This is a genomic window from Larkinella ripae, assembly GCF_054780775.1.
In genome coordinates this window covers 511,290-537,692 of the sequence record NZ_BAAGVR010000022.1, presented here as the reverse complement: position 1 = coordinate 537,692, position 26,403 = coordinate 511,290, and the positions used below count along the sequence as shown (strand labels likewise).

Below are 26,403 nucleotides of genomic sequence, written 5' to 3'. Positions count from 1 at the left end.
ACCATGACACAGTATACCGAATCGGCGGCCCTGCTCGAGCGGGCCAAAAAAGTGCTGGCCGGGGGCGTTTCGTCCGAATTCCGCAAGTACAACCACCCGCACGCCATCTTTTACACGCACGGCAACGGCAGCCGGATTTACGACGTCGATGGCAACGAATACCTGGATTTTACGCTTAGTCAGGGGCCGCTGCTGCTGGGGCATTCGCATCCGGAGGTGTTGCAGGCCATCCACGACTATTCCGAACGGGGGCAACTCTTTGCCGGACAGCACATCCGGGAAATCGAACTGGCCGAGAAACTGGCCGACCTGATTCCGTCGGCTGACCTGATGCGGTTTTGCCTGGATGGGTCGGAAGCCGTGCAAACCGCCTTTCGGGTGGCGCGGGCCAAAACCGGCAAATCCAAATTTCTGCGGTTTGAGGGCCACTACCACGGCTGGCTCGACAACGTGGCCTGGGGCCTTTCGCAACCCTCCGCCGACGCCCTGGGCGAGCGTGAAACTCCGGCGGTTTTTCCCTGGAGCGCCGGTCTGGCCGACCACGCCCGCGACGAGTTTATCATCCTGCCCTGGAACGATCTGGATCTGGTCCGGAAAACCGTCGCTGAACACCAGCACGAACTGGCCGCCATCATCACCGAGCCGATCATGTGCAACAACGGCTGCATTCTGCCCAAAGACGGTTTTTTGCAGGGGCTCCGCGACCTGTGCGACGAGTACGGCATCGCGCTCATTTTCGACGAAGTGATCACCGGTTTTCGGGTGTCGCTCGGCGGGGCGCAGCGGCATTTCGGCATCACGCCCGACCTGTCTATTTTCGCCAAGGCCATCGCCAGCGGGTATCCCATCAGCGCCATCGTTGGCAAGCGGGCGTGGATGCAGCTCATCGAAGACGCCAAAGTCATTCACGCGGGCACCATGAACGCCAGCAACCCGACCGTGGCGGCTGCCCTGGCTACCCTGCAGGTGCTGGAACGGGAGCAACCGTACGAACGGCTGTACCAGTACGGTCAGAAACTGATGGCCGGTTTGCGGCAAGCAGCCGCCGAAACCGGGCAGAATCTGCTCGTGCAGGGGCTGGGACCCATGTTTCACGCCGGTTTTACCGATCAAAAAACCGTCACCGATTACCGGGGTACGCTGGCCTACGACAAAGCCAAACTGGGCAAATTCATCGCCGGGCTGCACGACAGGGGCGTTCGGGTGATTGGCCGGGGCTTGTGGTACATCAGCGCGGCCCATACCGAAGCCGACATCGATCACGCCATCGATGCGGCCCGCGAACTGCTGGAAAGCCGGACGCTGGAAGCGATCAAGAACTGAGGGCGACTCTCGCGATGAGCCTGTTTATGCAATAAATTATGGGGAATAGAGCCACTCAAAGAGACGCTATTTTAGTAACGGGCTGGTGCAAAACGACGGAGGGCATCATTGCCTGTCTGCGGCAGGCCGGGCATCCGGTAACGGTCTATACCGGCAACGGGTTTGATTCCGCCGAGTGCGAGCCGGTTTCCGCCCCAACGCTGCGAATACAGGCGTTGGACCGGGCCGTCAAGGTGACCGACCGCCTGGCGGAAGTGGGTGATTTTGGGCTGGTGATCGCGTGTACGGATGAGAATGAGTTTCAGAAACGGGCGCTGATCCGGCAACTGGAAGTGGTGCTGGCCCCGGATGCCCTGATTGCCATCACGACCGAAAGCATTCCGCTGAGCAGCCTTCAGCGGGAGGCCCACCACCCGGAGCGCATCATCGGCGCCAACTGGACCGAACCCGCCGACACCACCTTTTTTCTGGAAATCATTGCCAACGAAAAAACCGATCACCGGCTGGTGAACGACTTCCACAACCAAGCGAAACTGTTCTGGCAGAAAGATCCGTACGTGGTCTACAGCGATACCGGGATTCGGACCCGGATGCTGTGCGCCATGATCCGGGAAGCGTTTTTCCTGCTCGAAAACGACTACGTTTCCGTCGAGGACATCGACCGCGCCTGCCGGAACGATCCGGGCTATTACCTGCCCTTCAGTGGCCATTTCCGGTACATGGACCTGATGGGGGCGTTCATCTACGGCGTGGTGATGCAGGATTTGTTTCCTGAACTGTCGAAAGCCCGGCACGTACCCCGGTTTTTTGAGGAACTGGTGCAGGACGGCGATGTGGGAATGGCGACCGAAAAAGGGTTTTATTCGTACGAAAAAGGCGAAGTTCAGCAGTGGGAAGCGTCGTTTCGGGAGTTTAGTCAGCAAATCCGGCAGGTGATCAGCCACTATCCGTTCCAGTACAAAGAAAGCCCGGTTCCGGCGGCACAACACCCGGTTGTTCATGAATAAACGGCTGATTTTCGACGCCCACCTCGATCTGGCGATGAACGCGCTGGAATGGAACCGCGACCTTTCGCGCCCGCTGGACGAAATCCGGCAGCGCGAAATGGGAATGCGCGACAAACCAGACCGGGGCCGGGGTACGGTTTGTTTGCCCGAACTGCGGAAAGGCGGCATCGGGCTGGTGGTGGCCACGCAACTGTCGCGGGTGACGCCTTACGGCAGTTCGCTGCCCGGCTGGCATTCGCCCCAGCAGGCCTGGGCCATGACGCAGGCGCAACTCGTCTGGTACCGCGAAATGGAAGCGCTCGGCGAAATGGTGCAGATCACCAGTCTGGCCGAACTGGACGGCCACCTGGCGCTCTGGAACGATACCGAAAAACCAGACGAGGGAAAACCGGTGGGCTACATTCTGAGTCTGGAAGGCGCGGATTCGCTGGTGGATATTTCGTACCTCCACCGGGCCTACGAATACGGGTTGCGGGCGCTCGGTTTGTCGCATTTCGGACCGGGCCGCTACGCGCCGGGGACGAAAATGGAAGGCCCGATTACGCCCCTCGGTCTGGATTTGCTGAAGGAAATGGGCCAACTGAACCTGATTCTGGACGTGACGCACCTGACCGACGAAGGGTTCGATCAGGCGCTGGACCGGTATCAGGGACCAGTTTGGGCCAGTCACCACAACGTCCGGGCGATTGTGCCCACCCAGCGCCAGTTGACCGACGGGCAGATCAAACGGCTCATTGAACGGGATGCGGTGATGGGCGGGATGCTGGACTGCTGGGCGATGGACATCCGGTTTATCGACACGGTTTCGGACCCCTGGCAACTGAACATCCGGCTGGAGCAGCTCGTCGATCACTGGGATCACATCTGCCAGCTTGCCGGAAACAGTCGGCACGTGGCCATCGGCAGCGATCTGGACGGTATTTTCGGGACCGAACAATCGCCCTGGGATCTGAATTCAATTGCCGATTTGCAAAAATATGAGGACATTCTGACCCGGCGCGGTTACCAGCCCGCCGACATCGACAATATTTTTCACGGAAACTGGCTGCGGTTTTTACGCCGGGCCTGGAGTTAAACGACAGCAGTTGCTATGGAAGGGCACGATTTTCAGGCCGGTGCGGCTCAGGTAGACATTACCCCCCCGTTGGGCACGCTGATCAACGGCGACTTCATTACGCATTACGCCCGTTCCATCCACGATCCGCTCCACGCCAAAGCGCTGGTGCTGCAAGGGGGCACGACCACCATCGCCATCGTGATTGTTGACATCTGCGCCATGCAAAAGGATTTGCTGGACGAAGTAAAAAAAAGCATCCAGAGCGAAACCGGGTTGCTCCCCCCGAACATCCTGATTGCCAGCACGCACACCCACGCAGCCGGTTCCGTCGCCAGCCTCCTGCTGGGCGCGGCTGATCTGCCGTACCGCCAGAAGCTGCCCGGCCTGCTGGTCGAATCGGTGAAGGCGGCTTTGCAAAACCGGCGTCCGGCAAAAATCGGCTTCGGGGCGGTGGAAGTGCCGGAACACGTGGTGTGCCGCCGGTTTTTCATGAAGGAAGGCTACCAGGCCCACAACCCCGTGACGGGCGGGCTGGACGAGGTGAAAACCAACCCGTTTGGTGACGAGCAGCAGATTGACCGCCGGGTGGTTCCGGTGGACCCTGAAGTCGGTTTTCTGGCCGTCAAAGGACTGGATGAGCAGTGGATCAGCGTCCTGGCGAACTACTCGCTGCACTACGTCGGCGACTGGGAAAACGGCACCCTTTCGGCGGATTACTTCGGCGTGTTTTCCACCGAAATCGGTCGGCTGCTGGGGGCCGGTTCCGGTTTTGTCGGGATGATGAGCAACGGTACCAGCGGGGAAGCCAACATCTGGGATTTTCTGGAACCGGACCGCTACCCGAAGGCGCATTTTGCCAAAAGCGCGCTGATCGGAAAAGACCTTGCCGGAAAGGTGTTTGACGCCCTTCAAACCATGAACTGGCAGACCCATCCGGTTTTATCCGCGCAGTACGCCGAAGTGGTAACAGGCGTCCGGAAACCGTCGGCCGACGAGCTGGAAGCGGCTGAAAACCTCGTGGCCGAATCGTATTACGAGAACATTCAACACCTGGATAGGGAGGTGCTGCGCCGGATTTACGCCCGCGAGCAGGTGCTCCTGAATGCGTATCCGGATACGAACGTCTTTCCGGTGCAGGCCCTCCGGATCGGCGAGGGTCAGATTGGGGCGCTGGGAGCGGAGTTTTTTGCCGAAACCGGCCTGAAACTCAAGCAAAACCGTGCGTCGTATTTTACGATCACCATGGCGAACGGCTACATCGGCTACGTGCCGCCCGCGCACGAACTTTCGCGGGGGGGCTACGAAACCTGGCGCTGCCGGACCAGTTTTCTGGAACCGGGCGCCGAAGAAACGATCCGGACGAAGCTGGACGAATTGCTGCAAACCGACGCAGACCGTCCGGTGTATCAACCCGGCCAAACGCTTTAAAACTGTTCAAATTCCTATGGAAACCCCTGACCTACAAGCCCTCAAAGCGTCCTTCCGGACCAACGGGTACGTTTTCCTGCCCGGTTTTTTGTCCGCCGAAGAAGTGCGCGAACTGAATGAGAACGTGAAAAACTTTATCGGTACGCAGGTGGCCGGTATGCCCTGGAATCAGATTTTTTACGAAGACAAGGCCGACCCGACCACCCTGAAGCAGCTGATCGATATGCAGAAGTACGATGCGTATTTCGATATCATGCTGAACAACAGCAAGTTCAAGCAGCTAGCCGAATCCCTGCTGGAGGACGAGGTGGTGCCCAAAACGCTGGAATATTTCAACAAACCGCCCAGAATTGGTAAGCCGACGCCCCCCCACCAGGACAATTATTACTTCATGCTGAAACCCGCCGAAGCCGTTACGATGTGGCTGGCGCTGGAGGATGTGGACGCCGAAAATGGTTGCGTCCGGTACGTGACGGGTTCGCACCAGCACGGCGTTCGACCGCACGGCCGGACCCAGACCCTCGGTTTTTCGCAGGGCATCACGGATTTCGGGACCGACGACGATCAGGCTCAGGCCATCGCTTTTCCGGCCAGACCGGGCGATCTGCTGATCCATCATTCGATGACCATCCACTGGGCCGAAGCCAACCGGAGCGAGCGAACCCGCAAAGCCATCGGCCTGATTTACTGGGCCAGGTCGGCGGAGGAGGATACGGAAGCCAAGGCGGCCTACCAGCAGAAACTGAAAGCCGAACTGAGCCTGTAAGATGGTCGCGGAACCCCTTGCTATCGGCCACGGAAGCCACCGCTACCGGGTTTTTCCGGACTGGGGAGCACTGGACCCGGCGACGCATCCGGTCAACGACTGCCACGAAATGGTGCTCGACGCCCGCGGGCGGATTTTTCTGCTGACCAACGAAACCCGGAATAACATCCTGATCTACGACCGCTCGGGGAAGCTGCTGGATTCGTGGGGCAGTGACTATCCGGGCGGCCACGGCTTGACGCTGTCGAACGAAAACGGCGAAGAGTTTCTGTTCATTACGGACATTGAACGCCATCAGGTGATCAAAACAAGCTTGCAGGGCCGGGTGGTGATGGTGCTGGATTATCCGAAAGAAATAGGTCACTATGCGTCGGCTGAGCAGTTTTTGCCCACCCAAACCGCTGTCAATCCCGCCAACGGCGATTTGTACGTGACCGACGGCTACGGCTTGCAGTACGTCATTCAGTACAACCACCGGGGCGAATACATCCGGCACTGGGGCGGCAAAGGCGATGCCGACGACCAGTTCGATTGCGTCCACGGCATTGCGCTCGACCCCCGAAAACCGGGTTCGCCGACCCTGTTGATCACCTCCCGAAATCACAATGTACTCAAGCGGTTTACGCTGGACGGGAAGTATCTTGGCACCATTCCGCTGCCCGGCTCGTTTGTCTGCCGCCCGGTCGTTCACGGACCATACGTTTTTGCTGCGGTTTTTCGCTCGGCCACCAACCGGAATTTCGGCTCCGGTTACCTCACGATTCTGGACGAAACCGATGCGGTTATTTCCACACCGGGCGGAACGGAACCGGTCTATCGGGATGGTTTGCTGCAACCGCAGACCCAGGCGCAGCCGGTTTTCGTGCATCCGCACGATGTGTGCATCGACGCCGACGAGAACGTTTACGTTTGCCAGTGGAATGCCAACAAGGTGTATCCGATGCAATTAAAGCGGGTGCTGTAAAAACCGCTCGCTAACCCGAAATAAACCGTTAAATAGTGCCATTTTTGAAGGCATAAACCGAAATTGACCATGAAAATGCGCGAAAGCCGGGTGCTGAGAAAGCTCCGGGCGGGTGAAGTTGTCAGTTGTTTTAAAGTGAATTTTGGCGACGGTCAGGCGTCCGAGCTGGCGGCCCTGTCGGGTTTCGACTGCGTCTGGATCGACCGGGAGCACCTGGCGCAGGACTGGTCGGTGGTGAGCGCGCACGTCTGGGCCACCAAAGCCCACGATACCGACATCATGGTGCGGGTGCCGCGCGGCAGCTACAGCGACTACGTCAAACCGCTCGAACTCGACGCCACCGGCATTCTGGTGCCGCACTGCATGGGCGTAGAAGATGCCAGACGGGTCGTAAAAATGACCCGGTTTCACCCCACGGGCCTGCGGGCCATCGACGGCGGCAGCGCCGACGGTTTGTATACCAATCTGAATTTCAACGAGTATCTCCAGCAGGCCAATCAGCAGCGGTTTGTGGTGCTCCAGATCGAGGACCCCGAACCGCTCGACGAGCTGGACGAGATTGCCGCCCTCGAGGGCGTGGACATGCTGTTTTTCGGCCCCGGCGATTTCAGTCAGGCCATCGGTGCGCCCGGGCAATGGCATCACCCCAGACTCGAAGACGCCCGCAAGCGCGTGGCCGAAGCCTGCATCCGGCACGGCAAGTTTGCCGCCACCACCGGCAGCATCGACCGGCTGGAAGAGTTTGTCGGCATGGGCTACAAATTCGTCAGCGTCGGGGCTGATGTCGTCGGCGTAAGCACGTATTGCCAGAGTCTGGTCAGTCGGTTTACCAAAGAAACTACAACGGCACAACCGGCCCAGGGCGGTTACAAATAAGATGGGAAAACGAGCTTTAGGCCATACGGGCATTACGGTTTCCGAACTGGCTTTCGGGGGCGTTGAAATCGGAATGCCCTACGGCATTGGCGTTAACGGCAAGGAGGATATGCTGTCCGAACCGGACGCGATTCACCTGCTGCACGCGGCTATCGATTCGGGGGTCAATTTTTTCGATACCGCCCCGCTGTACGGTACGAGCGAAACCCTCATGGGCAAGGCGTTCCGGGACCGGCGCGGGCAGGTGATCATCGAAACCAAATGCCGCCCGTTGCGGGACGCCAACGGCGAACTGCCCGACGAGGCCACGCTGAAAAAGATCATCAAAACCTCCCTGCTGGAAAGTCTGACGGCCCTGCAAACCGACTACGTGGATGTTTTCATGCTCCACCAGGCCGATCTGGGCATTCTGGCAAACGACGAGATTCCGCCTGTTTTTGCCGGTTTAAAGGCGCAGGGAGCCATTCGGAGCACGGGCGTTTCGACGTATTCCGCCGAAGAAACCGCCAAAGCCGTTGAAACCGGCGTCTGGGATGTGGTTCAGTGTCCGTTTAACCTGATGGATCAGCGGCAGGCGGCTTTGTTTGCGCGGGCCAACGAAAATGGCGTCGGCATCGTCATCCGGTCGGTGTTGATGAAGGGACTGCTGACCAGCAAAGGCGGGCACCTGCACCCGGCTTTGGCGGAGGTTGAAACCCACATCCGGCGGTTTGAGGAACTGGTTCAGGAGCCGGTTTCTGATCTGTCGACGCTGGCGATCCGGTTTGCGCTGGCCTTTCCGGAGGTGTCGGCGATTCTGGTCGGCATCGACAAACTGGAGTACCTGAACCGGGCGCTGGCGGCTGTCAACGGCCCCGAACTGACACCCGAAACCGTGTTGCGCGCCCAGCAACTGGCCTATCCCGATCCCCAATTTCTGGACCTCCCGCACTGGGACCGCATGGGCTGGCTGACCTAGCCCCCAAACAAACCGTTTACCTGTATGCATGTCAAAGACTTACTGAGTTTAAAAAATAAAGTTAGCCTGGTGACGGGCGGGGCCGGCAACTACGGCAAATGCATTGTGGAAGGACTGGCCGAGGCCGACTCCACGGTGTTGATGGCATCCCGGAATCTGGAAGCCGGGCAGGACGTGGCCGCCCGGTTTCGGGCGCAGGGACTGGACGTTCACGCCCTGCCAGTCGATCAGGGCGATCCGGCGTCGGTGCAGGCGCTGAAAGAACAGATTCGCGCGCGGTTCGGGCGGCTGGATGTGTTTGTTAACAATGCGGTTTCCCGGCCGATGAAAGGGTACGACGCACCCATTGCGGACTTTGCCGAGTCGATGCGCGTCAATGCCACCGGTTCGATGGATATTCTGCGGGAAATGGCCGACCTGATCGTTGAAAGCGGGGGGGGCAGCATCATCAACATCGGCTCGATGATGGGCATGTTCGGCCCGGATTTGTCCAATTACGAAGGCACCACGATGGGCACCCCGCCCCCCGATTATTTCTTTCACAACGCCGGTTTGCTAAACCTGACGAAATACCTGGCGCAGGTGCTGGCGGGGAAAAACGTGCGCGTCAACTGCATCAGTCCCGGCGGTTTGTTCAACCACCAACCCGAACGGTTTCTGGAAAATTACACCAAAAAAGTGCCCCTGCGACGCATGGCCAACAACGACGACATCAAGGGGCTGATTGTGCTGCTGGCGTCGGAGGCCGGGGCCTACATCAACGGCGAAAATATTCTGATGGACGGCGGATTAAACGCCTAATAAACAACGGATTTAGCGGAGGTATTTGCCGGTCCGCAGCACCTGCGCCCACTTCTGATACCCCGCCAGCGTCAGGTGAATTCCGTCCCAGGTATAGTCCTGTTTAAGCTTGCCGGCTGCGTCGACAAAGTGCGGGTGGAGGTCGATCAGGGTAAACCCTTCCGTCGGGGCCATCGCTTTCAGAGCGTCGTTCAGATACCGGATGTGGTCTTCCTTATTATAATGGGTTTTGAGTTTCTGAAAGGTCTCGTTGGTCGGGAGCAGCGTCTGGAAGTAAATCCGGGTTTTCGGCGTCCCGGTTTTGATCCGGCGAACCATCCGGCGGTAGTTGTTCAATACAACGCTGTCGGGAATGTTGCGGGCCAGATCGTTGATGCCGATCAGGATCAGCACTTTTGCCGGGCGCCCCTGAATCACTTCGTCCAGCCGCTCCAGAACCCCGAACGTTATATCACCCGGAATACCCCGGTTTTTGTACCGCGTGTTGCCCAGCAAATCGCTCCAGTCGGCCCAGAACGTCAGGCTGTTGCCCAGAAAAACCACGTCTTTGCGGGCGTGCGGCAGCGAACGGAACAAATCCACCCGGGCCTTGTAAATATCCGGCCGAACGGTGCTGTCCCATTTGATCGCCTGGGCGGTGGCAAAGGGAATCCTGAAAAACAGCAGGGCCAGCAGCACCAGTTTTCCTTTGAAGCGACGTTGACGATTCATACGCATCAATTTCCCGCCAGTTGCGATGGCGTCAATTCGTTCAGCAAAGTTTCACCCCGCTGAAACCGCTCGACATTCTGCAAAAAGATGGATGAAACGCGCTCCAGAAACCGGGGGCTCAGGCTGGAACCGGAAATGTGGGGTGTCAGGATGACGTTTGGGAATTTCCAGAGCGGATGGTCCGGCGGCATCGGGTAGTGGTAATGGGTGTCGAGGGCCGCGCCCGCCAGCCAGCCTTCCTGCAACGCCCTGATCAGCGCCGGTTCCTGAATGAGCGGACCGCGCGCCGGATTGAGCAAAAAAGCCGTCGGTTTCAGCATCCGCAACTCGGTTTCGCCCATCAGCCCCGTCGTGGTAGCGGTTTGCGGCAGAGCCATCACCAGAAAATCCAGTCCACGCAGGAACGCTTCTTTTTCGGAACTGTAAAACACGCGGTCGGGCAGCGTACCTTCGCGATCGCCCGTGCCGGGTACGCAGTAGGTCGAGTCGCGCTTCGGGATTGGTTGCCGGACCAGGACGTGCACCGTCATGCCGAGCGCTTTGGCCAGCCGGGCGGTTTCGCGCCCAATGCCGCCGTAGCCCCAGATGCCAACCACCGAACCCCGAATCTCTTTCTGAAATCGGGCCGACCGGTCCCAGATCTGGGCCTCCTGGTTTCGGACCAGCCCGCGCAGATCCCGGGCCAGATTGACCATCATGGCGATGTTCCATTCGGCAATCGGCACGTCAAACACGCCCAGCGAATTGCAGGCCCGAATGCCCCGTTCCGTCAGGTTTTTGCCGAACAACTGACTGTAGCCCGCCGAACTAATCTGCACCAGTTTCAACTGCGTCATTTCGGCGTGGTTTTCGGGCAGAAACGTGCCGAAAAAAAGATCGCAATTCCGAATCTGGTCGGTTGGCAAGGGCCGGGGCTTTTCTTCCGGCCGGGCCACCACAGCGACCGAGACCTCAGGCAACGCCCGCAATTCCCGGAGCACGGGTTCGTACACCGGCATATCAATCAGAATGTTCAGCATGGCTCAGGTGGTCAGGATTTTGCCGGGAACGCTGTTGAATTCGCCGGTGCCGGGAATAAACGGAAACTGCCGGATCGTTTTGTCCGTCAGCTCAATGCCCAGACCCGGTTTTTCGGGGCGCTGGACGTAGCCGTTTTTCAGTTGGAAACTATCGCCAATCACTTCGCTGTGCAGCGGACCGTAGGCCGGAGCCACTTCCAGGATGACGGTGTTGGGACAGGCAAAACCGGCGTGGATGTTCTGCATCTGCGACCCGCCCGCGCCCCAGGCGTGGGGCGCAATCTTCTGTCCGCGCCGGGCCAGGCTGGAAGCCACCTGCATGAACTGATCGAGTCCGGCGGTAAACGAGGCATCCGGCTGCCCAACGCCGAAACTGTCCTGCTCGATGAACGTCTGCCATTCGCAGACCGCCGTCAGGCATTCGCCCCCGGCAATGACGGTTTTGGTGTTCCGGCGCAGTTCGGCGTAGAGGTCGGGGCGGGTGTAGGGGAGCGGTTCTTCCAGAAAAAACAGGTTGTACGGTTCCAGCGCCCGGGCCACGGCGGTGGCGGTTTCGAGGCCCCAGGTGAGCGTCGGACTGTTGCCCATGTGCGCGTCGAACAACAGCCGGAGGTCGTTGCCAAACTGCGCACGGACAAACGCGGCTTTGCTGGCTTCCAGATCGGCGGCTTCGGCGGGGTCCACGGAAACTTCAAAACCCCGCTCTTTCCAATACGCCCCGGCGCCAATCTTGACGCCCTGAAAACCGAGTGATTGGTAAAACGCGATTTTATCGGCCAGTTTTTGCAGCGGATAGTTGCTCGGCCCGCCCGTTGCGTAGGCCGGAATCTGGTTTTGAGGAGCAAACGGCGTTTCGGCGGTTTCCGGAAAACCGCCTTTCCAGGCATCGCCCAATAGTTTACAAACCGGCACGCCCAGCGCCTTTCCTTTCAGGTCCCAGAGGGCGGCTTCGATACCGGCCAGCACAATGGCACCCAGGCCAACCCGGCACCAGAAATTACCGCACTGGTACATCCGTTGCCACAATTCCGGAATGTCATCGACGGTGTTGCCCAGCAGAATCGGTTTGAAAAAGTCCACGATGGCGGGTACGCCTTCCGGGAAAAAGTAGCCCGCGTAGGTTTCGCCCAGGCCCGTGAGTCCGGCGTCGGTTTCGATGCGGATGAAAGCGGCACTGCGGAGTTGGCGCGCTTCGGAAAGATACGGATCGTTGGTGCAGGGACCCGTCAGCAGAATCGTTTGAACGTCGGTAATTTTCATGCTTATCCGGCCTTGTCAAACCGCTTTGGGTTGCACGGCGAGTTCGATGGCGGCCACCGTAATGGGTTCTTTACTTTGGTTTTCCACAACAATTTTGTTCCAGCCGTCGGTGACGAGCGAAACCGGAAACCGGTAGTTGTAGGCTACGTGCTCCGGGCTGTGGTGCGTCAGCGAACCGCAGGGCATGAGCAGCTTCTGGCTGGATTCGTTTTTGAGATTCGGCCAGCAGCCGTTGACCGAAACCGGCAAATGGGTCGGCTTGTCGCCGGTTTTCAGCACCACCTGCACCACCAGTTCCAGATTCTGGTCGGCGGGTTCGGCGCACATCGCCAGTTGGAAAGGGCGCTGCGCAAACGGGCCGATGCTGGCGGGCATCTGCGCCGGTAGCTCAAACGGCGTTGGGTTAAAAGCCGCTCCGGCGGTGCTGAAACAGTAGTGCTTGGGTTTGCCGCGCAGAAACGCCAGCTTGTGAATATCGCGCAAGGCCGTGTAATCCGCCTTGATTCCCGACAGGCGGTTTTGGTCCGCACAGAAAAAGTTGAACCACTCGATGCCGTGGACGCCCATCGCCAGTTTGCCGGCGGCATTGGCCCGTTCAATTTCCGGGCTGGCTCCGATATACCGCATCCGCTCTTTGACCGTTCCGGCTTCGTTCTGCGTGGGCAGGCTGTTGGCCCCGTCGTCGATGGAACCGTAAATCGTTACGCGCTCGCCCAGGCGTCGGCGGAATTCGTCGTGCGGCATGTCCCAGGTCGTAGGCCAGTATCCACCCGGAATGACAAAGTCGAGGGTGCCTTCCTGACAAAGCGTTACCACATCCACGCCAATGGCTTTCAGCTGGTCCAGCGCTCCGGGAATGCGCATCCCGAACGGATACGGTTTTCCGGTTTTTTTGGCCTGCCGTTGGGTGAGGGCGCGAATCTGGCGGAACCAGTCGTTCATCACCGCGATGGTCTGAGCCGAAGCGCCGGGCTCGCAGCAGAGCGGTTGCCGCCACCAGTCGAGTTCGAGTCCTTCGAAGTCGTAATCTTCCACCACCTCCCGGATCTGCTCGAGCATCAGGGCGCGGACCTCCGGTTTTTCGTAGTTCAGTCCGATCCGGTCCTGGGCGTTCTGCAAACCGTACGAAGCGTGCTGAAGCCGCATTTCTTTCTGCTTAAAAAGCGGGAGGTTGAAAAAGCTGCCTTCGGGGTTGCGGCTGCCGTGCATGTCGTTCATCCGGATGCTGACCCAGGGCGAAATCTTCCGGCGTCGGCACGCCTTCGAGGTTTCGGCCAGCCAGTCCACGCCCGCATCGAGCAGGTCCTGGTAGCGGTTCATGAACAGCGTGAAGTTGTCAAGAAATTCCTCCACCGCTTCCGGTTCCGTAATACCCTGGCAAATGGCGTGGCCGCGAAAAAAATCGCGGTCACCGCGTTTGTACCCGTCGAGAATGCTGGGGATTTTCTTGCTGGGATACCAGGCCCGGTTCGCGTTGGCGTTGATGACGAAGGTGTCAATGCCGTTGTCGGCCAGCAGGTCCACGTAGCGGTGGATGGCTTTAGCCTGGAAGGGGCCGCCGACGGCGTTAGGCTTGGTGCCCATCTTGCCGGTGCGCGGATTGACCACGGTTTTCATGGTGTAGTCTTCGGGTTGCCAGAGCTCCGGATTGTAGAAGTACACGCAGGTGTCGCCGTTGAACAGGTTGCGGTGCTGGTCCAGCGCCGGTTTTTTGGGCGGCCGGTTTCCCGGCCCATCGGCGGGCAAACCGGGTTGGCGGTCCGGCGAACCCGTCAGCACATTGGGCAGGACGGGAACGACCGCGGTGCTGAGCATACCCGTACGAAGAAAGTCCCGCCGGTTTTTCCTGGTTTCAGATTTCATGGCCGCGTGCGAGGAGATCGGTGATTAACAAGTTGGTTCAAGGCTACTTTACAAAGGTAATTTTGGCTTTCTGTCCGTCCTTTTACTTTTATATGGATTTATGGTATTTTCTTTCACATTGAAGGCATCGGAAAGAGAAACCCTGCCGACGCGGGCGCAGGCATCGAACGGACCGTAAGCAGGACTGGAATCACAGGGCCGGGCATCCGTCTTCAACCGCCCGCAACCCGGGCGGGGTACTGCGCAAAATTTTCGAGAAAAAGTGACCAATGAAATCATCCGAAGTCTAGAGATAGTAATGCCAATGCGTTTTTGTCAGCGTAGCTATGCCTTTTCGGATGTATATGAAGCAAAAATTTTACCTCCTGGTGGGTCTTTTTTTAGGTCTTGTCGGCACCTCCTTCGCGCAGAAGGGAAGATTCCACGTCCGGTTTACAGTGAAAACCATCGACTGTAGCACCGCGAAAGCGGTTATCCAGCTTCAGGTGAGAGCCAGTTCAGCCGACAGCACCTTTCTGATGGGCGATGCCAACTACCGGTTCGACTACGATCCGCGCATCATCAACAATCCGGCCATTGTCAGCCAGGAAAATTTTTCCAGTCAGATCCCCGCCAGCGACAACCGGTATGGGGTGCAGAACCTGAACGGCAGTACGTTTGGCCCGACCAAAGGCACCGTCTCGCTCAATACGACCTACGGCGGTTCCGGCACGGGAGCGGCCCCGGTTGGCACGAACTGGGTTACGGTTTCCTGCATCCAGTTTGACATTGTCAACACCCAGCTGATTCAGAATAACTGCTTTCCGCTGGTCTGGCACACCAACACGGATTTTCCAACCTGGATGCTGACGTGAACTTCTCCGACAGCGTACTCTGGAAGAAAAATAACGGTCGGTACTCGAAAGTGCCGCATTAACAGGAAAAAGAGAAGGAGCAGTACGTTTCGGTACTGCTCCCATCTAACCAGCCGTTAACAAGATTGAACAAAAATGCAATGAACGTGAATGAGTTCTTTTCCTGCAGTCTGCCTGTCGCTGCGGACTCAGGCCCAACCTGATCGGTTCGATGTCCGGAGGCAATTCAAAAAACCGGACGTCGCCAAGCAGAAAATTCAGTTTGCCGTCAAAATAAAGGCGTGCAGGTGGATTTAGTTTAAACAGGTCGGCGGTTCGCGGGCTGAAGTTTCCCGGCAAGAATACTTTTTTTACATCTCGCAATAGTTCGGAAAGCCGATCAAGACTCCTTGTCGGCTTTTTTTAATTGTCCGTTTTGAAAGGGATCATTCAGCCTAAGGCCATTCTCCGTAGACCAGTGGTTGCTCTGATCGTGACAATCACCAACGGTTTTTACCGGAAGCAGCAGAAAGTCGGTGATCAAAGAAATTTGCAGTCTCTGAGCAAATATTTGGGAGGGATGCCAAATATACGTTTGAAACGCTGATTAAAGTGAGGTTGATCGGTGAAGCCGAGCTGAACACAAGCTTCCGCCAGGGTAACGTCGGACGTCGTAGCAAGGGCCAGGATTTGCCGGATGCGCTTCCATATAATGTATTGCGTGAAAGGGGAGCCCGTTTGCCGGGCAAACAGATGACGCGACCGTTCGGGGGAGAGATTAAGGAGATTGGCCAGATCGTCCAGGTTCCACGGTTGGTGCAGATTCTGGTCAATGCGGTCCAGAGCCGCTTCAATGCGCTGATCCAGGGCGGTTTCCGGTTTTTGTTGCGCAGCCAGAATCGTCTCCAGAAAGGCCTGACCAAAGGGCGTCAGCTCCGGGGCCGTTCGGGCGTTGTAATCGCTGGGCAATACGGCATCCAGTTGCGCGTCGGTTAGCACCGTTCCCAGGTCCAGAAACGGTTTTCCGCCCAGAAACGTTTTGAGCTGTTTCCCCCAGGAACTGTTGGGGTCAATAAAATAAACGATTACATCGGTATTGAATGAACTGCACGTATGCGGAGTTTTCTGATTGGCTACGTAGCCCCGCAAACCCGGCAACGCATCGCCGTTCAGTTCGCAATCAATCGTTCCGTTTAGCGCGACAACTATTTTATAGCAATTGTGATAATGAACCCCAACCAACTCAACGGTAGCAACAAACGAAAGAACCTGATCCCACTGGTAGGCGGTTGATTTTTGAGGTGACGCAATGGCAGACGGAGCTTGCATACAGACGAAGGTTGGTGGTGAGAGAATGTATAAAGGTAAATCTAAATCAGTAAAGGAACACCATCAGCGAGGATCATAAATGCTTGTATGTAATTTATATCATTAAAATGGCCTGAAACGTATATGAATAATCGGTAACACCGCCGGTTGCTCAAACAAATAGCCGTTTTATACAAGTATTATCATTCGTCAGCCTATAAATTTGTTTACCCTAATTGATATAATAGTAACATAGTTAGTCAGGTAACGATTCTGCAAAGCATCAGCGACTTAATTACTGGACGGAAAATAAGTTTTATGTCATTAAGACTATTTTTAGACTCGCTCAGTGATCGCTGATACTAGTTTTTGCTCCCGAATACCATCGTAACGTGGTTTATTCTCAGTGGTGTATTGCCTTATGCTATTCGTTGTACGATGGTTTTAGCCCGACGATTGCCTGCCTGTATAGTTAGAAATAGCCTGTGGAGTATCCTTCTTTTTTGCTCAATCCCTGATGCGCTGAGCCAGCCGGGTAACTCACTGCAAAGTCAGTTGCGGGCGGCCCGGCACGACTCCACCCGTGTACGCATTTATTGCGACCTAGCCGATTCGCTGTATCGTAAGGGCAACCAGGATTCGATGTATCAAGTGGTTCAAAAGGCTTTTCCTTTGGCTACCCGTCTGCGTGCAACCAACTCCCTGGGCCGGCTGTATTTTCGGTTAGGAGGCTACTATGGTAAAAAACGTTTGCAGGACAAGAGCATTCCCTTATTCCAGCAGGCCCTGGTCTGCTTTCGGCAAACCAGGGACAGCACACGAATTGGAAGTAACCTGTATGGGCTAGCCATGGAATATGCCGCAAAATCCGATTACGAGCGGGCCATTAAGCATTCGTTGATGACGCTGTCGTTTTCCGAAAAAACTAAAAATAATGGTCTGATCGGTGCAGTATACAGCCTGCTGATTTCGATCTATTCGGACATTAAAGACTTTCGTTTGCAGCTTTTTTACATCAATCAGTACCTGCGATTTGCCGAACGATGGAAAATCCCCTTTGATGTCTGTAACGCTTACCTCTTAAAAGCGGAGCTTTACGAGCGACAGGGCCAGTATCGTGCCGCCTGGCCTTTGTACCAAAAGGCTCTTGAAATCACGTATACGTATACGTCAGATAAAGTATATTATTTAACGGAAGTGATCCGGGCAATGGAAAGTAACCTGCGCCATCGCGGAAAGTACCGGCGTGGACAGGTATTGGTCCAGCAGGCCATTCGGCTGAATGAGCAAACCCAGGATCTCCAGGGGTTGGCCAATCTCTGGAAAGCACTGGCCGAAAATTACCAGTGTCAGCGTTTGTCCGCTCAAAGTCTTCAGGCTGCCACCAAAGCCCTGGACTACGCCCACCGGAGCACAATACCCAGCATTTTGCTGAACGTTCTGCCCACGGCCATCGCCGTTCAGGAAGCCAATGGCCAGCACCGGCAGGCGTTAGTCAATCAGAAAGCCTACATGGCCCTGAAAGATAGCCTCTTGAATCAGGAAAAAAACGAGAGAATTGCGCACATCCAGGCCCAGTACGAACTCGAAACAAAAGAACAAACCATTCAGCTGCTGAATAAAAATGTTCAGTTGCAGCGCTTAAAGGCCGACGAGCAGGATCAGCAACGATTCGTGCTGCTGCAAGGGATTGGGGCGCTGGTTTTCCTGGTGGGAGTGACCGGTTTTTTTCTCCGCCGATCCTACCTGACGCAGCAGTTGCTGAGTCAGCAGAAAGGGGCGATTGAGACCCAAACCACCCAGCTGGCCGAAGCCAACCGGCTGAAAGACCGGCTGTTTTCGATCATCGGACACGATTTGCGGAGTCCCGTTGCCAGCCTGAAATCCAGCCTGATGCTTTCCCGCTCGCATGCCGGTGTAACGGATCGGGTCAAGCTGGATGGTCTGGAGCGGGAAGTGAATAATCTGCATCACACCCTGGATAATATTCTCTATTGGTCGCTCAGTCAGCAGAACGGGTTGCGCGCACTGATCCTTCCGGTTAACCTAACGGATGTCGTTGCGGACGTTCTCGAAGGATTTGAAGGCTTCATTCGGCAGCGGAGACTGAACGTTAGCTTTGATGAGCCACCGGTTGAGGTGCGTATGGACGAGAACCTGACGGTTTTGGTGCTGCGCAATATCCTGCACAACGCCATCAAGTTTACGCCCATCGATGGCAGGATCGACCTGCGGATCCACCACCAGCCCACCACCGTCGAACTCACGATTGCCGATACCGGCACGGGCATGGATGTGGCGGATCACAACCCCCAAACGCACAAAGAAGGGCAGGGCACGGGCCTGGGCCTGACCCTTTCCGAAGAACTCATGAAGCGAAACGGCGGTAGCCTTCGGCTAAAGAGTACGATTGGCCAGGGAACGACGGTGACGCTTAGCTGGCCTGCGAACAGCCAGTAGGAAACGGCAGCAGACGGCCGGCTGACCCGATTACGCCGAATCCTGAACTTTTCCCCGACTCATGGAAATGGCTTTGTACCGTTCGAACACCCGGTTTTGGTCAAATAAGTAGCGGTACGTAATGTGCCTGCGCACCGGAACGGCGCCCAGGGCGGTTGTCAGGCGGTTTATCTTGGGATTAAAATCCCCCGTCCAGCGCAGTTCCGCATTCGTGAATCCCAGCCGCCGAATGCCATCGGCCGAGGTCATGATCATGCCGGCTTCCAGGCCGTATTGCTGAAATTTGGGTTTGATGCCAATGGCAACTACGTGGCCTCGGGTCAGGATGCCCCGTTTGCGGTACCAGGCAAAATCGTTTCGCCGGCGCCACATAAACAGCAGGAGTTGCCAGGCCGTCAACTTCCCCCGGAGCGGTTTGAACACCTGATTCAGATCGGGCGTACAAACCAGAAAACCGGCCGGTTCGCCGTTGACAAACGCGAAGGTGAGCATGGCTTTGACGTATAGAAAGCCAATCTCCTTGGCAAACTTCAGGGATTGGGCTTCGCTGATGGGCTTGTAGGCTTCGTGAAAGCGCCAGGCTTCGTTGTAAATTTCCCGAAAATAGCCTGCGTAGGTGCTCAGCTCGTTTCGCTCGGGGTGCCGAATCCGGATGTGCTCTTTCTGACTGATCCAATCCCGTATTTTTTCAAAGCGCGGGTCGAACGGTTGGGCCAGGCTGAGGTCCGTGCTGATCATCTGGTAATAATCCCGAAAACCGTACGTTTCAAACAGGCGCTGGTAATACGGCAAATTATAATTCGTCGTGAAGGGTGGTTCGGTGTAGCCGTCCACCAGCAGGCCCCAAAACCGGTCGTTTTCTCCGAAATTGATGGGGCCATCCATCGCTTCCACCTGATGCGTCGTCAGCCAGTTCCTGGCGGTATCGAACAGGCAATTGGCGGCCTGCTGGTCGTCGATGCACTCAAAAAAACCGACTCCGCCCGCCGTTACCTCGCTGTTCTGCTTTTTGTTATCGTCAATAAAAGCCGCAATTCGTCCCACCAGATGCCCCGTTTGGTCCTTCAGAATCCAGCGCTCGGCCCGGCCATGCTGAAAATACGGATTGGTAGCGGGTTCAAAGATCGCGTGCAGCTGCCGGTCCAGCGGACAAATCCAGTTTGGGTCCGAGCGGTAAATGACGCGGGCAACCTCTAAAAATTCCTGCTTTTGGGCAGCGGTTTTTACGGACTGAATCGTGAAAGGCATTCGTTTGGAAGGTTACAGAATAAAGGCTTGCTTACAATTCCTGATAGGCCAGTAGTTTTTTTAGGTCATTTTGAATCCAGCGATCCGGAATTCGTTTCCAGCAGTAATTGCGCAGGTTACAGAGGGCGGGCGTGCTGATTTGACCAATTTTTCCCAATAAGTTCGATTTTCGCTGGATGGCGTTGACCCGCTTTTTCCGGGCGTTGTAGAAAGCCGAAAGGGCGGTTTCGGGCGTGGCACACCTAGCCAATTGCGTGGCCAGCACCCAGGCATCTTCGATGGCGAGCGAAGCGCCCTGCGTCATGTTGGGGGTCATTCCGTGGGCCGCATCCCCCATCAGCAGCACCCGGCCTTTATACCACTTTTTTACGTGAACATCCTCCAGGTCGTTGTAAATCAGGTCGCTGCTCTGTTTCAGGGTGGCCATCAACTGGGGGACGTAACCGCCGAATCCGGAAAAAATTTTCCGGAAGGCCGGAACGCTGATGCCCCGGTTTTCAACCGAATTTTTTCCGGTGTTGACCGACGCAAAACAGTGCACCCGGTTTTCGGTCAGGGGGACAATGCCAAACCGCTGCCCTGTGCTCCACATTTCCGTAACGGTAGAATAGTCCAGATCGCCCACGTCGGGGGCCACAAACCGCCAGGATGAATAGCCGGCATACTTGATCGTTGCGGTGGGAAAAAGGGCGGATCGGACGGCGGAATTGATGCCGTCGCAACCCAGCACCAGGTCATACCGACCCGTAGTGCCGTCCGTAAAAGTCACGGCTGCCTGATCAGGCAGTTGCTCGATCGCTCGGAAACCGGTGCCGAGCTGAACGTGGGTCGTGGTCAAACCGTTCAACAGAATCTGGTGCAGGTGGGGTCGGAAAATAGTAACGGTTTTGGCGTAAGAAGCCGCGTAATCATCCAGGTGAAACGAAGACAGCGTGCGCCCGACCCGGTCCGCAATGGTAATGGTTCGAATCTCATTGGCGCACCGCTCGATCTGGGGCATGAAACCCAGTGATTTTAGCAGGCGAACCCCGTTAAGTGTCAGGGTGATGCCGCCCCCCACCGGTTTCCACTCGTCGCTTTTTTCAATCAGCGTGACGCGGTGCCCGTTTCGTTCCTGCAGGATGGCCGACAGAAGGCCGGAAATACCCCCTCCAATGACCAGAATAGCCAGCGGGTTGACGGCGGGATTTGCTTTAATCAGCATCGTTGATGCAATTGAGAGTCTTTAATTAAGACTAAATAAAAGACAAGTTAACTGTTTTCCGAAAAACCGGGTGAATTATGAGCAGGAGGGCTCAATCAATCGGTTTTGCGCTGCTCAACTTCGCCCGAAACGGGTCTAATACGACGCCTTATTCACCAAAGTAGAGAAATAGAATAAATTGTATACCATCTTCTTATATTGCAAAAAGAACCACTTCATTGAACAGGATGAAACCGCACGGATACCCACCGGCCTGGCGTACCGACAAAACCGAAAATCGGTCCGGCGCCAATGGGCTATGGATCGGGAATTTCCGGCCGGCCAAAGGAGAGAACGATACACCAGCATTTCATGCCTGATTTGCACGAATGAACAAGCTGATTCACGGGTATACGGCGCGGATGTGCTTCGCCCTGGCGATGGGAGTGGCCTCCTGCCAGACCGATGGGAATCTTGTGCCGATCCAGGTTCCTGACCCCGTTACGGCGGCCCAGGCCTCGCTGGTGAGTCTCCTTTCCACGGGCGCCACGTCGGCGGAAGTCGTGGTGAAAAGCATCCGGCTCGAACCAACGGCCTGGCGGCTGACGGCCAGTACGGCCGAGGGAGGTATCGTCACGCTCCCGCCCGGTGAAACGAAAGACCTGACTGATTTCAGGCTGACGACCATCCGGCTGAACGGTCTGGTCGGCGGGCAAACCTATCAGTTTCGCCTGTCCTTCCGTTTCGCCGATCAGGATTCCATCACGGCGCTCCGTTCGTATACGCACCAACTCCCCACCACGCCCCGCTGGACGCGGCTGGCCCCTGCAACTTTCAGCGGGGGCGATTACACGGCTTGCCCCGTAGCGGTGGATGGCATTTGTGGCCCCAATCCGGACAATGGCTGTGGCCATCCCGGCACGGGGGCCTACGTCGGAAACCGGGTGCAACTGATCCGGTACGCCGGGCCGCAGCAGGATCGGCTGGAAACCAAGTTCTACGACCGGGCAACCGATAGCTGGCCGTTTTTTGCGAATAGTGATATCAGAACCCCCCGGCAGGGCGTGATTCAGTACAACCTGTTTTTCATGGGCGTAGACCGCTACCAGTTCAGCGGCCTGGGCTATATCACCGAGGAGCGGTCTGCCAGCAAATATTTTTATTACCGGGATATGGCGGCCCGGTTTCCCGTTGGGGGCAGCCCCGTCAAACCCCTGTATGGTGGCGAAGACGGCGAAGTGGCTTTTTTTACCACCACCGACGAAGCCTACTTCCTGACCCAGAATGGCTCGCCCGCCATGCGGAGTTTACACGCTACCTTCACGCAGACGGTCCGTGCGCCCCTGCCCGAACCGCCCGGGACGCTCGCTACGTTTTCCATCCGCAGCATTGGGTATGTCGTCAACCAGCGTCCGGGTCAGCCCACGCGCCTTTGGGCCTACGACCCCACCACCGACGCCTGGACCCAACGGGCGGTTTTTCCGGGGGCGGCCCGCCAGCGCGGCACGGGCTTTTCGCTGGCACGTACCGGTTATTTTGGGCTTGGCGTGGCGCCCGACGGGCAGGGTTTGCGTGACTTGTGGCAGTATGACCCCGGCGCCGACCGCTGGCAGTACGTGACCGAATACCCCGGTCAGGGAAACCAGTTGCTGGCCGTGTTCAGTGCGCCCGACGGGGCCAAACCCGAACGGGTGTACCTGGGCTGGGGATACGAAGCGCAACGAATCAGCACGGGTATCAACCGCATTGTGGGCTGCACCGACTGGTGGGAGCTACGACCGTGAATGGGGCGGTTTTTGAAATCAGTGAAACGATTGACGACGAACCTTTTCGACCTTGAAATGATACTTCTACCTTCTTTGATCGGCCGGCTGACCCGGTTTTTTACGGTTTGCCTCCCGCTGGTCCTCGGGAGCTGCGTTGACCCGGTTGAGTTGCCCATCCGGCAAACCGAGCGCCGGCTGGTGGTCGATGGGTTGATCACCGACGAAGCCCCGCCGTACATTATAAAGCTGACGTATTCGGGCAACCTGAACCGCTCGCTGCTGATTCCCGACGAACTGGCCATCAACGGCGCCCGGGCCACGGTGGAGGACAACCTGGGCAACCAGGCGACGCTGGTACAGGACCCGCTGAACCCGGCTTTCTACTGGATGCGCGATGCGCGGCTTCAGGGAGTTCCGGGCCGGGCCTATACGCTGCGGGTGCAGTTGCCCGATGGCCGCCGTTACGTTTCCCGGCCGGAGGTGCTGGCTCCGGTTCCGGCCATTGAAAAGCTCTACGCCGAATACCGCGTATCGGACCCCAACCTGCTGGCATTCAATTCGTTTTTAATCCGCATCGATGCCCGGGATCCGCCCGAATCCGGCAATTTCTACCGCTGGCAGGCCCTGAGTTATATGCCCATCTGGAGCGGCAACGATCCGCAGGGGTACTATCACCCGTCCCAGTCTGCGGGCGAAGGGTCCTACGCACCCTTCTATGGTCCGCTGACCAACGTCCTGAGCGACCAGCTGATCAACGGAAACCGGCTCACGGGGCAGTTGGTCTTGACGGCTCCGCTGGTGGCGTTGGGCACTCAGTACGTGGAAGTACGGCAGTTTTCCCTCTCAAGGGCGGCTTACCAGTACTGGGTTCTCTACCAGGAGCAACTGTCGCGCACCGGCACCATTTTCGACCCGCAACCGGCCAGCATCGAGGGCAACGTCCGGGCCGAAGCGGACACCAGCCAGCTGGCGCTGGGCTTTTTTGGAGCGTCGGCCGTCAGTCGGCAGCGCATGATCATTCCCACCGACACCATCAACTACGCCCGGTTTGTCTCGCGGTTCGGGCCCCTGCTGTTTAGCAACGCCAATCCGGTGATTCCGGGTCTGGCGCGCGAACAGGCGCAGGCGGCCCCGCCCACCAAATGGCTGACCTACGGAAAATAACGCTGACCGGATACTACGATGCGCCACTTCACTGTTCGATCGAGTTTAACCGCTGCGCTGCTGGTGCTGGTCGTATCCGGTTTGCTGGCCCAAAACCGGTATCAGATCCGGGGACGAATTACCGATGGCGCATCGGGCCGGGGACTGGCGAATGTGTCCGTGGCCGACAAAAAACAGAATCTGGGCACGCTCAGCGACAGCACCGGTTTTTACAGCCTGCGCGTGCTGCCGGGGCTGTATAGCCTGACTTTTTCCCGGCTTGGCTACTACAGCCGGACCCTTCCGGCCGATGTCAGCCGCGCCGATGAGCTGCTGAACGTGACGCTCAATCCGGACATCCGGCAGTTGGAAGAAGTCAACGTGACGGGCCGCGCGCCCGACGCGAACGTTTCGGCCGCCCAGATGAGCGTGGTCAAGCTCGATATGAAGAATTTACGCAACATTCCCGTCGTTTTTGGCGAAACCGATATTCTTAAAGCCCTGACGCTGCAACCGGGGGTCAGTACGGTCGGGGAAGGAGCGGGCGGTTTTAACGTGCGGGGTGGTCGTACCGATCAGAATCTGGTGCTGCTGGACGGCGCTCCGCTGTTCAATACGAGCCATTTGCTGGGGCTGCTGAGCAACCTGAACGCCGATGCGATTCAGGATGTCACGCTGTACAAAGGCGGAATTCCGGCCGCTTACGGCGGGCGACTGTCCAGTCTGTTGCTGATGAATACCAAAACCGGCGGAACCGACCGGCTCAGCGTCAACGGGGGAGTTGGCTTAATGACGAGTCGGCTGCTGGTGCAGGGGCCGGTCACGAAAGACAAGAAACTGACGGTTCTGGCCGGTGGCCGCATCGCTTATCCGTCGCTGTTGCTCGGGCTGTTTCCCGCTCCGACCAACCAAAACCGGGCTTCGTTCTACGACCTGAACGGCCGCATCACGTACCAGTTTAGCCCGAACGGCCAGCTAACAACCACCTTCTACCGTTCTTTTGATACCTTTAAATTCCCCCAGGATACGCTCTACACCACCCAGTCGACCCTGCTCACCGCCCGGTATAGCCAGCGTTTCAACCCGCAACTGTCGGTCAATCTGACGGGGACGCAAAGTGACTACCGGTTTTTTTTAGATGGCCAGGGCGCGGTCGATACCTACCGCTACCGCTCGACGCTCCGCCAGCGCGACGTCCGGCTGGACGGACTGTGGACGCCCCTGCCGGCGCACCGGCTTGAATTTGGCGGGACGCTGACGACCTATTCGCTGCTGCCGGGCGCCCTAACGCCCACCGGCGAACGCTCCAACATCGTCGCCCAGACCTTGCCGGCCGAACAGGGTCGCGAATGGGCGGGTTATCTCTCCGACGAATGGACGCCGACCCGGGGATTGTCGATTCAGGGGGGGATTCGGTACGCCCGGTTTACCAACCAGGGGCCGGGAGTCGGTTATCAGTACGCCGAGGGACTGCCGCGCAGCCGCGAAACCATTACCGATACGCTAACGTACGGGAGCGGAAAACCGGTCGCGGACTACGGCGGCTGGGAACCGCGGATGACGGTGCGGGTTTCGCTCACGAAGGCCAGTTCCGTCAAAGTGAGCTACCACCGCACCCGGCAGTTTCTGCACCTGATCTCCAACACCACCGCGATTTCACCCGTCGATTTCTGGAAGCTCAGCGACGCGCTGGTGCCCGCTTCGGTGGCGGATCAGTGGGCCGTGGGGTACTTCCACAACTTTCGGGAAAACGTCTACGAAACCTCGTTGGAAGTGTACAGCAAGGAGATGACCGATCTGGTGGAATACCGCAACGGTGCAACGCTTTTGCTCAACCCGGCCCTGAATGCGGACCTGCTGCGGGCGCAGGGGCGGGCCTATGGGGTGGAAGTGAGCCTTCAGAAAACCCGGGGGCTGCTGACGGGCCTGCTGGCCTACACCTACGCCCGGACGCTGGCGCGGGTCCGGACGCCCTACACCCGCGACCGCATTAACGACGGGGCCTGGTACGCGTCTACTTTTGACCGGCCCCACAATCTGACCGTTGCGACGCAGTGGAAATGGAGCCGGGGGTGGACCTTCGGCACCAACTTCGTTTTCACCAGCGGCCGGCCGACAACCTACCCGGACGGCACCTACCGACTCAACGGTACCAAAGTGCTCGATTATTCGCAGCGCAACGCCGACCGCATTCCGGACTATCACCGACTGGATGTGTCGTTTACCAAAGACGGCCGGCGGTCGCCGGGGCAGCGTCGGTACAGCAACTGGTCGGTGTCGCTCTACAACGTGTACGCCCGCAAGAATCCGTATTCGATTTATTTTCAGCGCGTAAACACGACCACCCGGAGCTACCGGCTTTCGGTTTTTGGCACAGTCATCCCCTCGTTGAGCTGGAATTTCAACTACTAAAACCGCCTGAACTCCCT

Annotated in this window: 21 protein-coding genes; 14 read left to right on the top strand and 7 right to left on the bottom strand. The window is 57.5% G+C overall.

The annotated features are described in order from the left end of the window. Positions 1 to 3: 3 nt before the first annotated feature. The 9 genes from ACYVHX_RS15110 (at position 4) to ACYVHX_RS15070 (ending at position 9,180) form a co-directional block, all read left to right on the top strand. On the top strand, positions 4 to 1,323 hold the full coding sequence (locus ACYVHX_RS15110; protein WP_460672491.1) for an aspartate aminotransferase family protein: 1,320 nt from the start codon (positions 4 to 6) through the stop codon (positions 1,321 to 1,323). A 38-nt stretch (positions 1,324 to 1,361) separates the two neighbouring features. After that, positions 1,362 to 2,330, top strand: a complete 969-nt coding sequence (locus ACYVHX_RS15105) for a 3-hydroxyacyl-CoA dehydrogenase family protein (RefSeq protein ID WP_460672490.1) — start codon at positions 1,362 to 1,364, stop codon at positions 2,328 to 2,330. Further along, positions 2,323 to 3,405 (top strand): dipeptidase, encoded by a 1,083-nt coding sequence (locus ACYVHX_RS15100; protein ID WP_460672489.1) that lies wholly within the window; start codon positions 2,323 to 2,325, stop codon positions 3,403 to 3,405. Before ACYVHX_RS15105 ends, ACYVHX_RS15100 begins: the two co-directional genes overlap by 8 nt. Positions 3,406 to 3,420: 15 nt before the next feature. Further along, positions 3,421 to 4,815 (top strand): hypothetical protein, encoded by a 1,395-nt coding sequence (locus tag ACYVHX_RS15095; protein ID WP_460672488.1) that lies wholly within the window; start codon positions 3,421 to 3,423, stop codon positions 4,813 to 4,815. Between the two features lie 16 nt (positions 4,816 to 4,831). After that, the gene (locus ACYVHX_RS15090; protein ID WP_460672487.1) at positions 4,832 to 5,581 is read left to right on the top strand and encodes a phytanoyl-CoA dioxygenase family protein; all 750 of its coding nucleotides are present in this window, start codon (positions 4,832 to 4,834) and stop codon (positions 5,579 to 5,581) included. Between the two features lies 1 nt (position 5,582). Continuing rightward, positions 5,583 to 6,545, top strand: coding sequence for an NHL repeat-containing protein (locus ACYVHX_RS15085; protein ID WP_460672486.1), 963 nt, complete (start codon positions 5,583 to 5,585; stop codon positions 6,543 to 6,545). A gap of 69 nt (positions 6,546 to 6,614) precedes the next feature. Beyond that, positions 6,615 to 7,421 carry an HpcH/HpaI aldolase family protein gene (locus ACYVHX_RS15080; protein ID WP_460672485.1) on the top strand — a complete coding sequence of 269 codons (807 nt, stop codon included), beginning with the start codon at positions 6,615 to 6,617 and terminating at the stop codon, positions 7,419 to 7,421. 1 nt (position 7,422) lies between these two features. Further along, on the top strand, positions 7,423 to 8,379 hold the full coding sequence (locus ACYVHX_RS15075; RefSeq protein ID WP_460672484.1) for an aldo/keto reductase: 957 nt from the start codon (positions 7,423 to 7,425) through the stop codon (positions 8,377 to 8,379). A 24-nt stretch (positions 8,380 to 8,403) separates the two neighbouring features. Beyond that, positions 8,404 to 9,180 (top strand): SDR family oxidoreductase, encoded by a 777-nt coding sequence (locus ACYVHX_RS15070; protein WP_460672483.1) that lies wholly within the window; start codon positions 8,404 to 8,406, stop codon positions 9,178 to 9,180. A 12-nt stretch (positions 9,181 to 9,192) separates the two neighbouring features. Here ACYVHX_RS15070 and ACYVHX_RS15065 read toward each other — a convergent pair whose 3' ends face one another. Genes ACYVHX_RS15065 through ACYVHX_RS15050 form a run of 4 tightly spaced genes read right to left on the bottom strand, consistent with a single transcriptional unit; the run spans position 9,193 to position 13,985 of the window. Then, positions 9,193 to 9,891: a GDSL-type esterase/lipase family protein gene (locus ACYVHX_RS15065; protein WP_460672482.1), complete on the bottom strand. Its 699-nt coding sequence runs from the start codon at positions 9,889 to 9,891 to the stop codon at positions 9,193 to 9,195. 5 nt (positions 9,892 to 9,896) lie between these two features. Next, the gene (locus ACYVHX_RS15060; RefSeq protein ID WP_460672481.1) at positions 9,897 to 10,910 is read right to left on the bottom strand and encodes a D-2-hydroxyacid dehydrogenase; all 1,014 of its coding nucleotides are present in this window, start codon (positions 10,908 to 10,910) and stop codon (positions 9,897 to 9,899) included. A gap of 3 nt (positions 10,911 to 10,913) precedes the next feature. Continuing rightward, the gene (locus tag ACYVHX_RS15055) at positions 10,914 to 12,170 is read right to left on the bottom strand and encodes a mandelate racemase/muconate lactonizing enzyme family protein (RefSeq protein WP_460672480.1); all 1,257 of its coding nucleotides are present in this window, start codon (positions 12,168 to 12,170) and stop codon (positions 10,914 to 10,916) included. A 15-nt stretch (positions 12,171 to 12,185) separates the two neighbouring features. Next, positions 12,186 to 13,985 carry a glycoside hydrolase family 10 protein gene (locus ACYVHX_RS15050; RefSeq protein ID WP_460672479.1) on the bottom strand — a complete coding sequence of 600 codons (1,800 nt, stop codon included), beginning with the start codon at positions 13,983 to 13,985 and terminating at the stop codon, positions 12,186 to 12,188. A gap of 392 nt (positions 13,986 to 14,377) precedes the next feature. Here ACYVHX_RS15050 and ACYVHX_RS15045 point away from each other — a divergent pair, with 392 nt between their 5' ends. Next, positions 14,378 to 14,887: a hypothetical protein gene (locus ACYVHX_RS15045; protein WP_460672478.1), complete on the top strand. Its 510-nt coding sequence runs from the start codon at positions 14,378 to 14,380 to the stop codon at positions 14,885 to 14,887. 519 nt (positions 14,888 to 15,406) lie between these two features. On the opposite strand, the gene ACYVHX_RS15040 is transcribed toward ACYVHX_RS15045, so the two are convergent. Further along, entirely contained in the window at positions 15,407 to 16,195 is a 789-nt protein-coding gene (locus ACYVHX_RS15040; protein WP_460672477.1) for an AraC family transcriptional regulator, read from the bottom strand. A gap of 828 nt (positions 16,196 to 17,023) precedes the next feature. On the opposite strand from ACYVHX_RS15040, the gene ACYVHX_RS15035 reads away from it, so the two are divergent. Beyond that, entirely contained in the window at positions 17,024 to 18,634 is a 1,611-nt protein-coding gene (locus tag ACYVHX_RS15035) for a sensor histidine kinase (RefSeq protein WP_460672476.1), read from the top strand. A gap of 30 nt (positions 18,635 to 18,664) precedes the next feature. Here the strand turns inward: ACYVHX_RS15035 and ACYVHX_RS15030 are convergent, their stop codons facing one another. Together ACYVHX_RS15030 and ACYVHX_RS15025 are read right to left on the bottom strand one after the other, a co-directional pair. Continuing rightward, positions 18,665 to 19,882: a hypothetical protein gene (locus ACYVHX_RS15030; RefSeq protein ID WP_460672475.1), complete on the bottom strand. Its 1,218-nt coding sequence runs from the start codon at positions 19,880 to 19,882 to the stop codon at positions 18,665 to 18,667. 31 nt (positions 19,883 to 19,913) lie between these two features. Then, entirely contained in the window at positions 19,914 to 21,086 is a 1,173-nt protein-coding gene (locus tag ACYVHX_RS15025; protein WP_460672474.1) for an FAD-dependent monooxygenase, read from the bottom strand. Between the two features lie 368 nt (positions 21,087 to 21,454). Here ACYVHX_RS15025 and ACYVHX_RS15020 point away from each other — a divergent pair, with 368 nt between their 5' ends. From ACYVHX_RS15020 to ACYVHX_RS15010, 3 genes are read left to right on the top strand one after another with little or no spacing between them, the layout of a single operon-like run. Next, positions 21,455 to 22,849 carry a Kelch repeat-containing protein gene (locus ACYVHX_RS15020; protein WP_460672473.1) on the top strand — a complete coding sequence of 465 codons (1,395 nt, stop codon included), beginning with the start codon at positions 21,455 to 21,457 and terminating at the stop codon, positions 22,847 to 22,849. A 57-nt stretch (positions 22,850 to 22,906) separates the two neighbouring features. Beyond that, positions 22,907 to 23,995, top strand: coding sequence for a DUF4249 domain-containing protein (locus ACYVHX_RS15015; RefSeq protein ID WP_460672472.1), 1,089 nt, complete (start codon positions 22,907 to 22,909; stop codon positions 23,993 to 23,995). Between the two features lie 18 nt (positions 23,996 to 24,013). Next, positions 24,014 to 26,386, top strand: a complete 2,373-nt coding sequence (locus tag ACYVHX_RS15010; RefSeq protein ID WP_460672471.1) for a TonB-dependent receptor — start codon at positions 24,014 to 24,016, stop codon at positions 26,384 to 26,386. Positions 26,387 to 26,403: the final 17 nt, after the last annotated feature.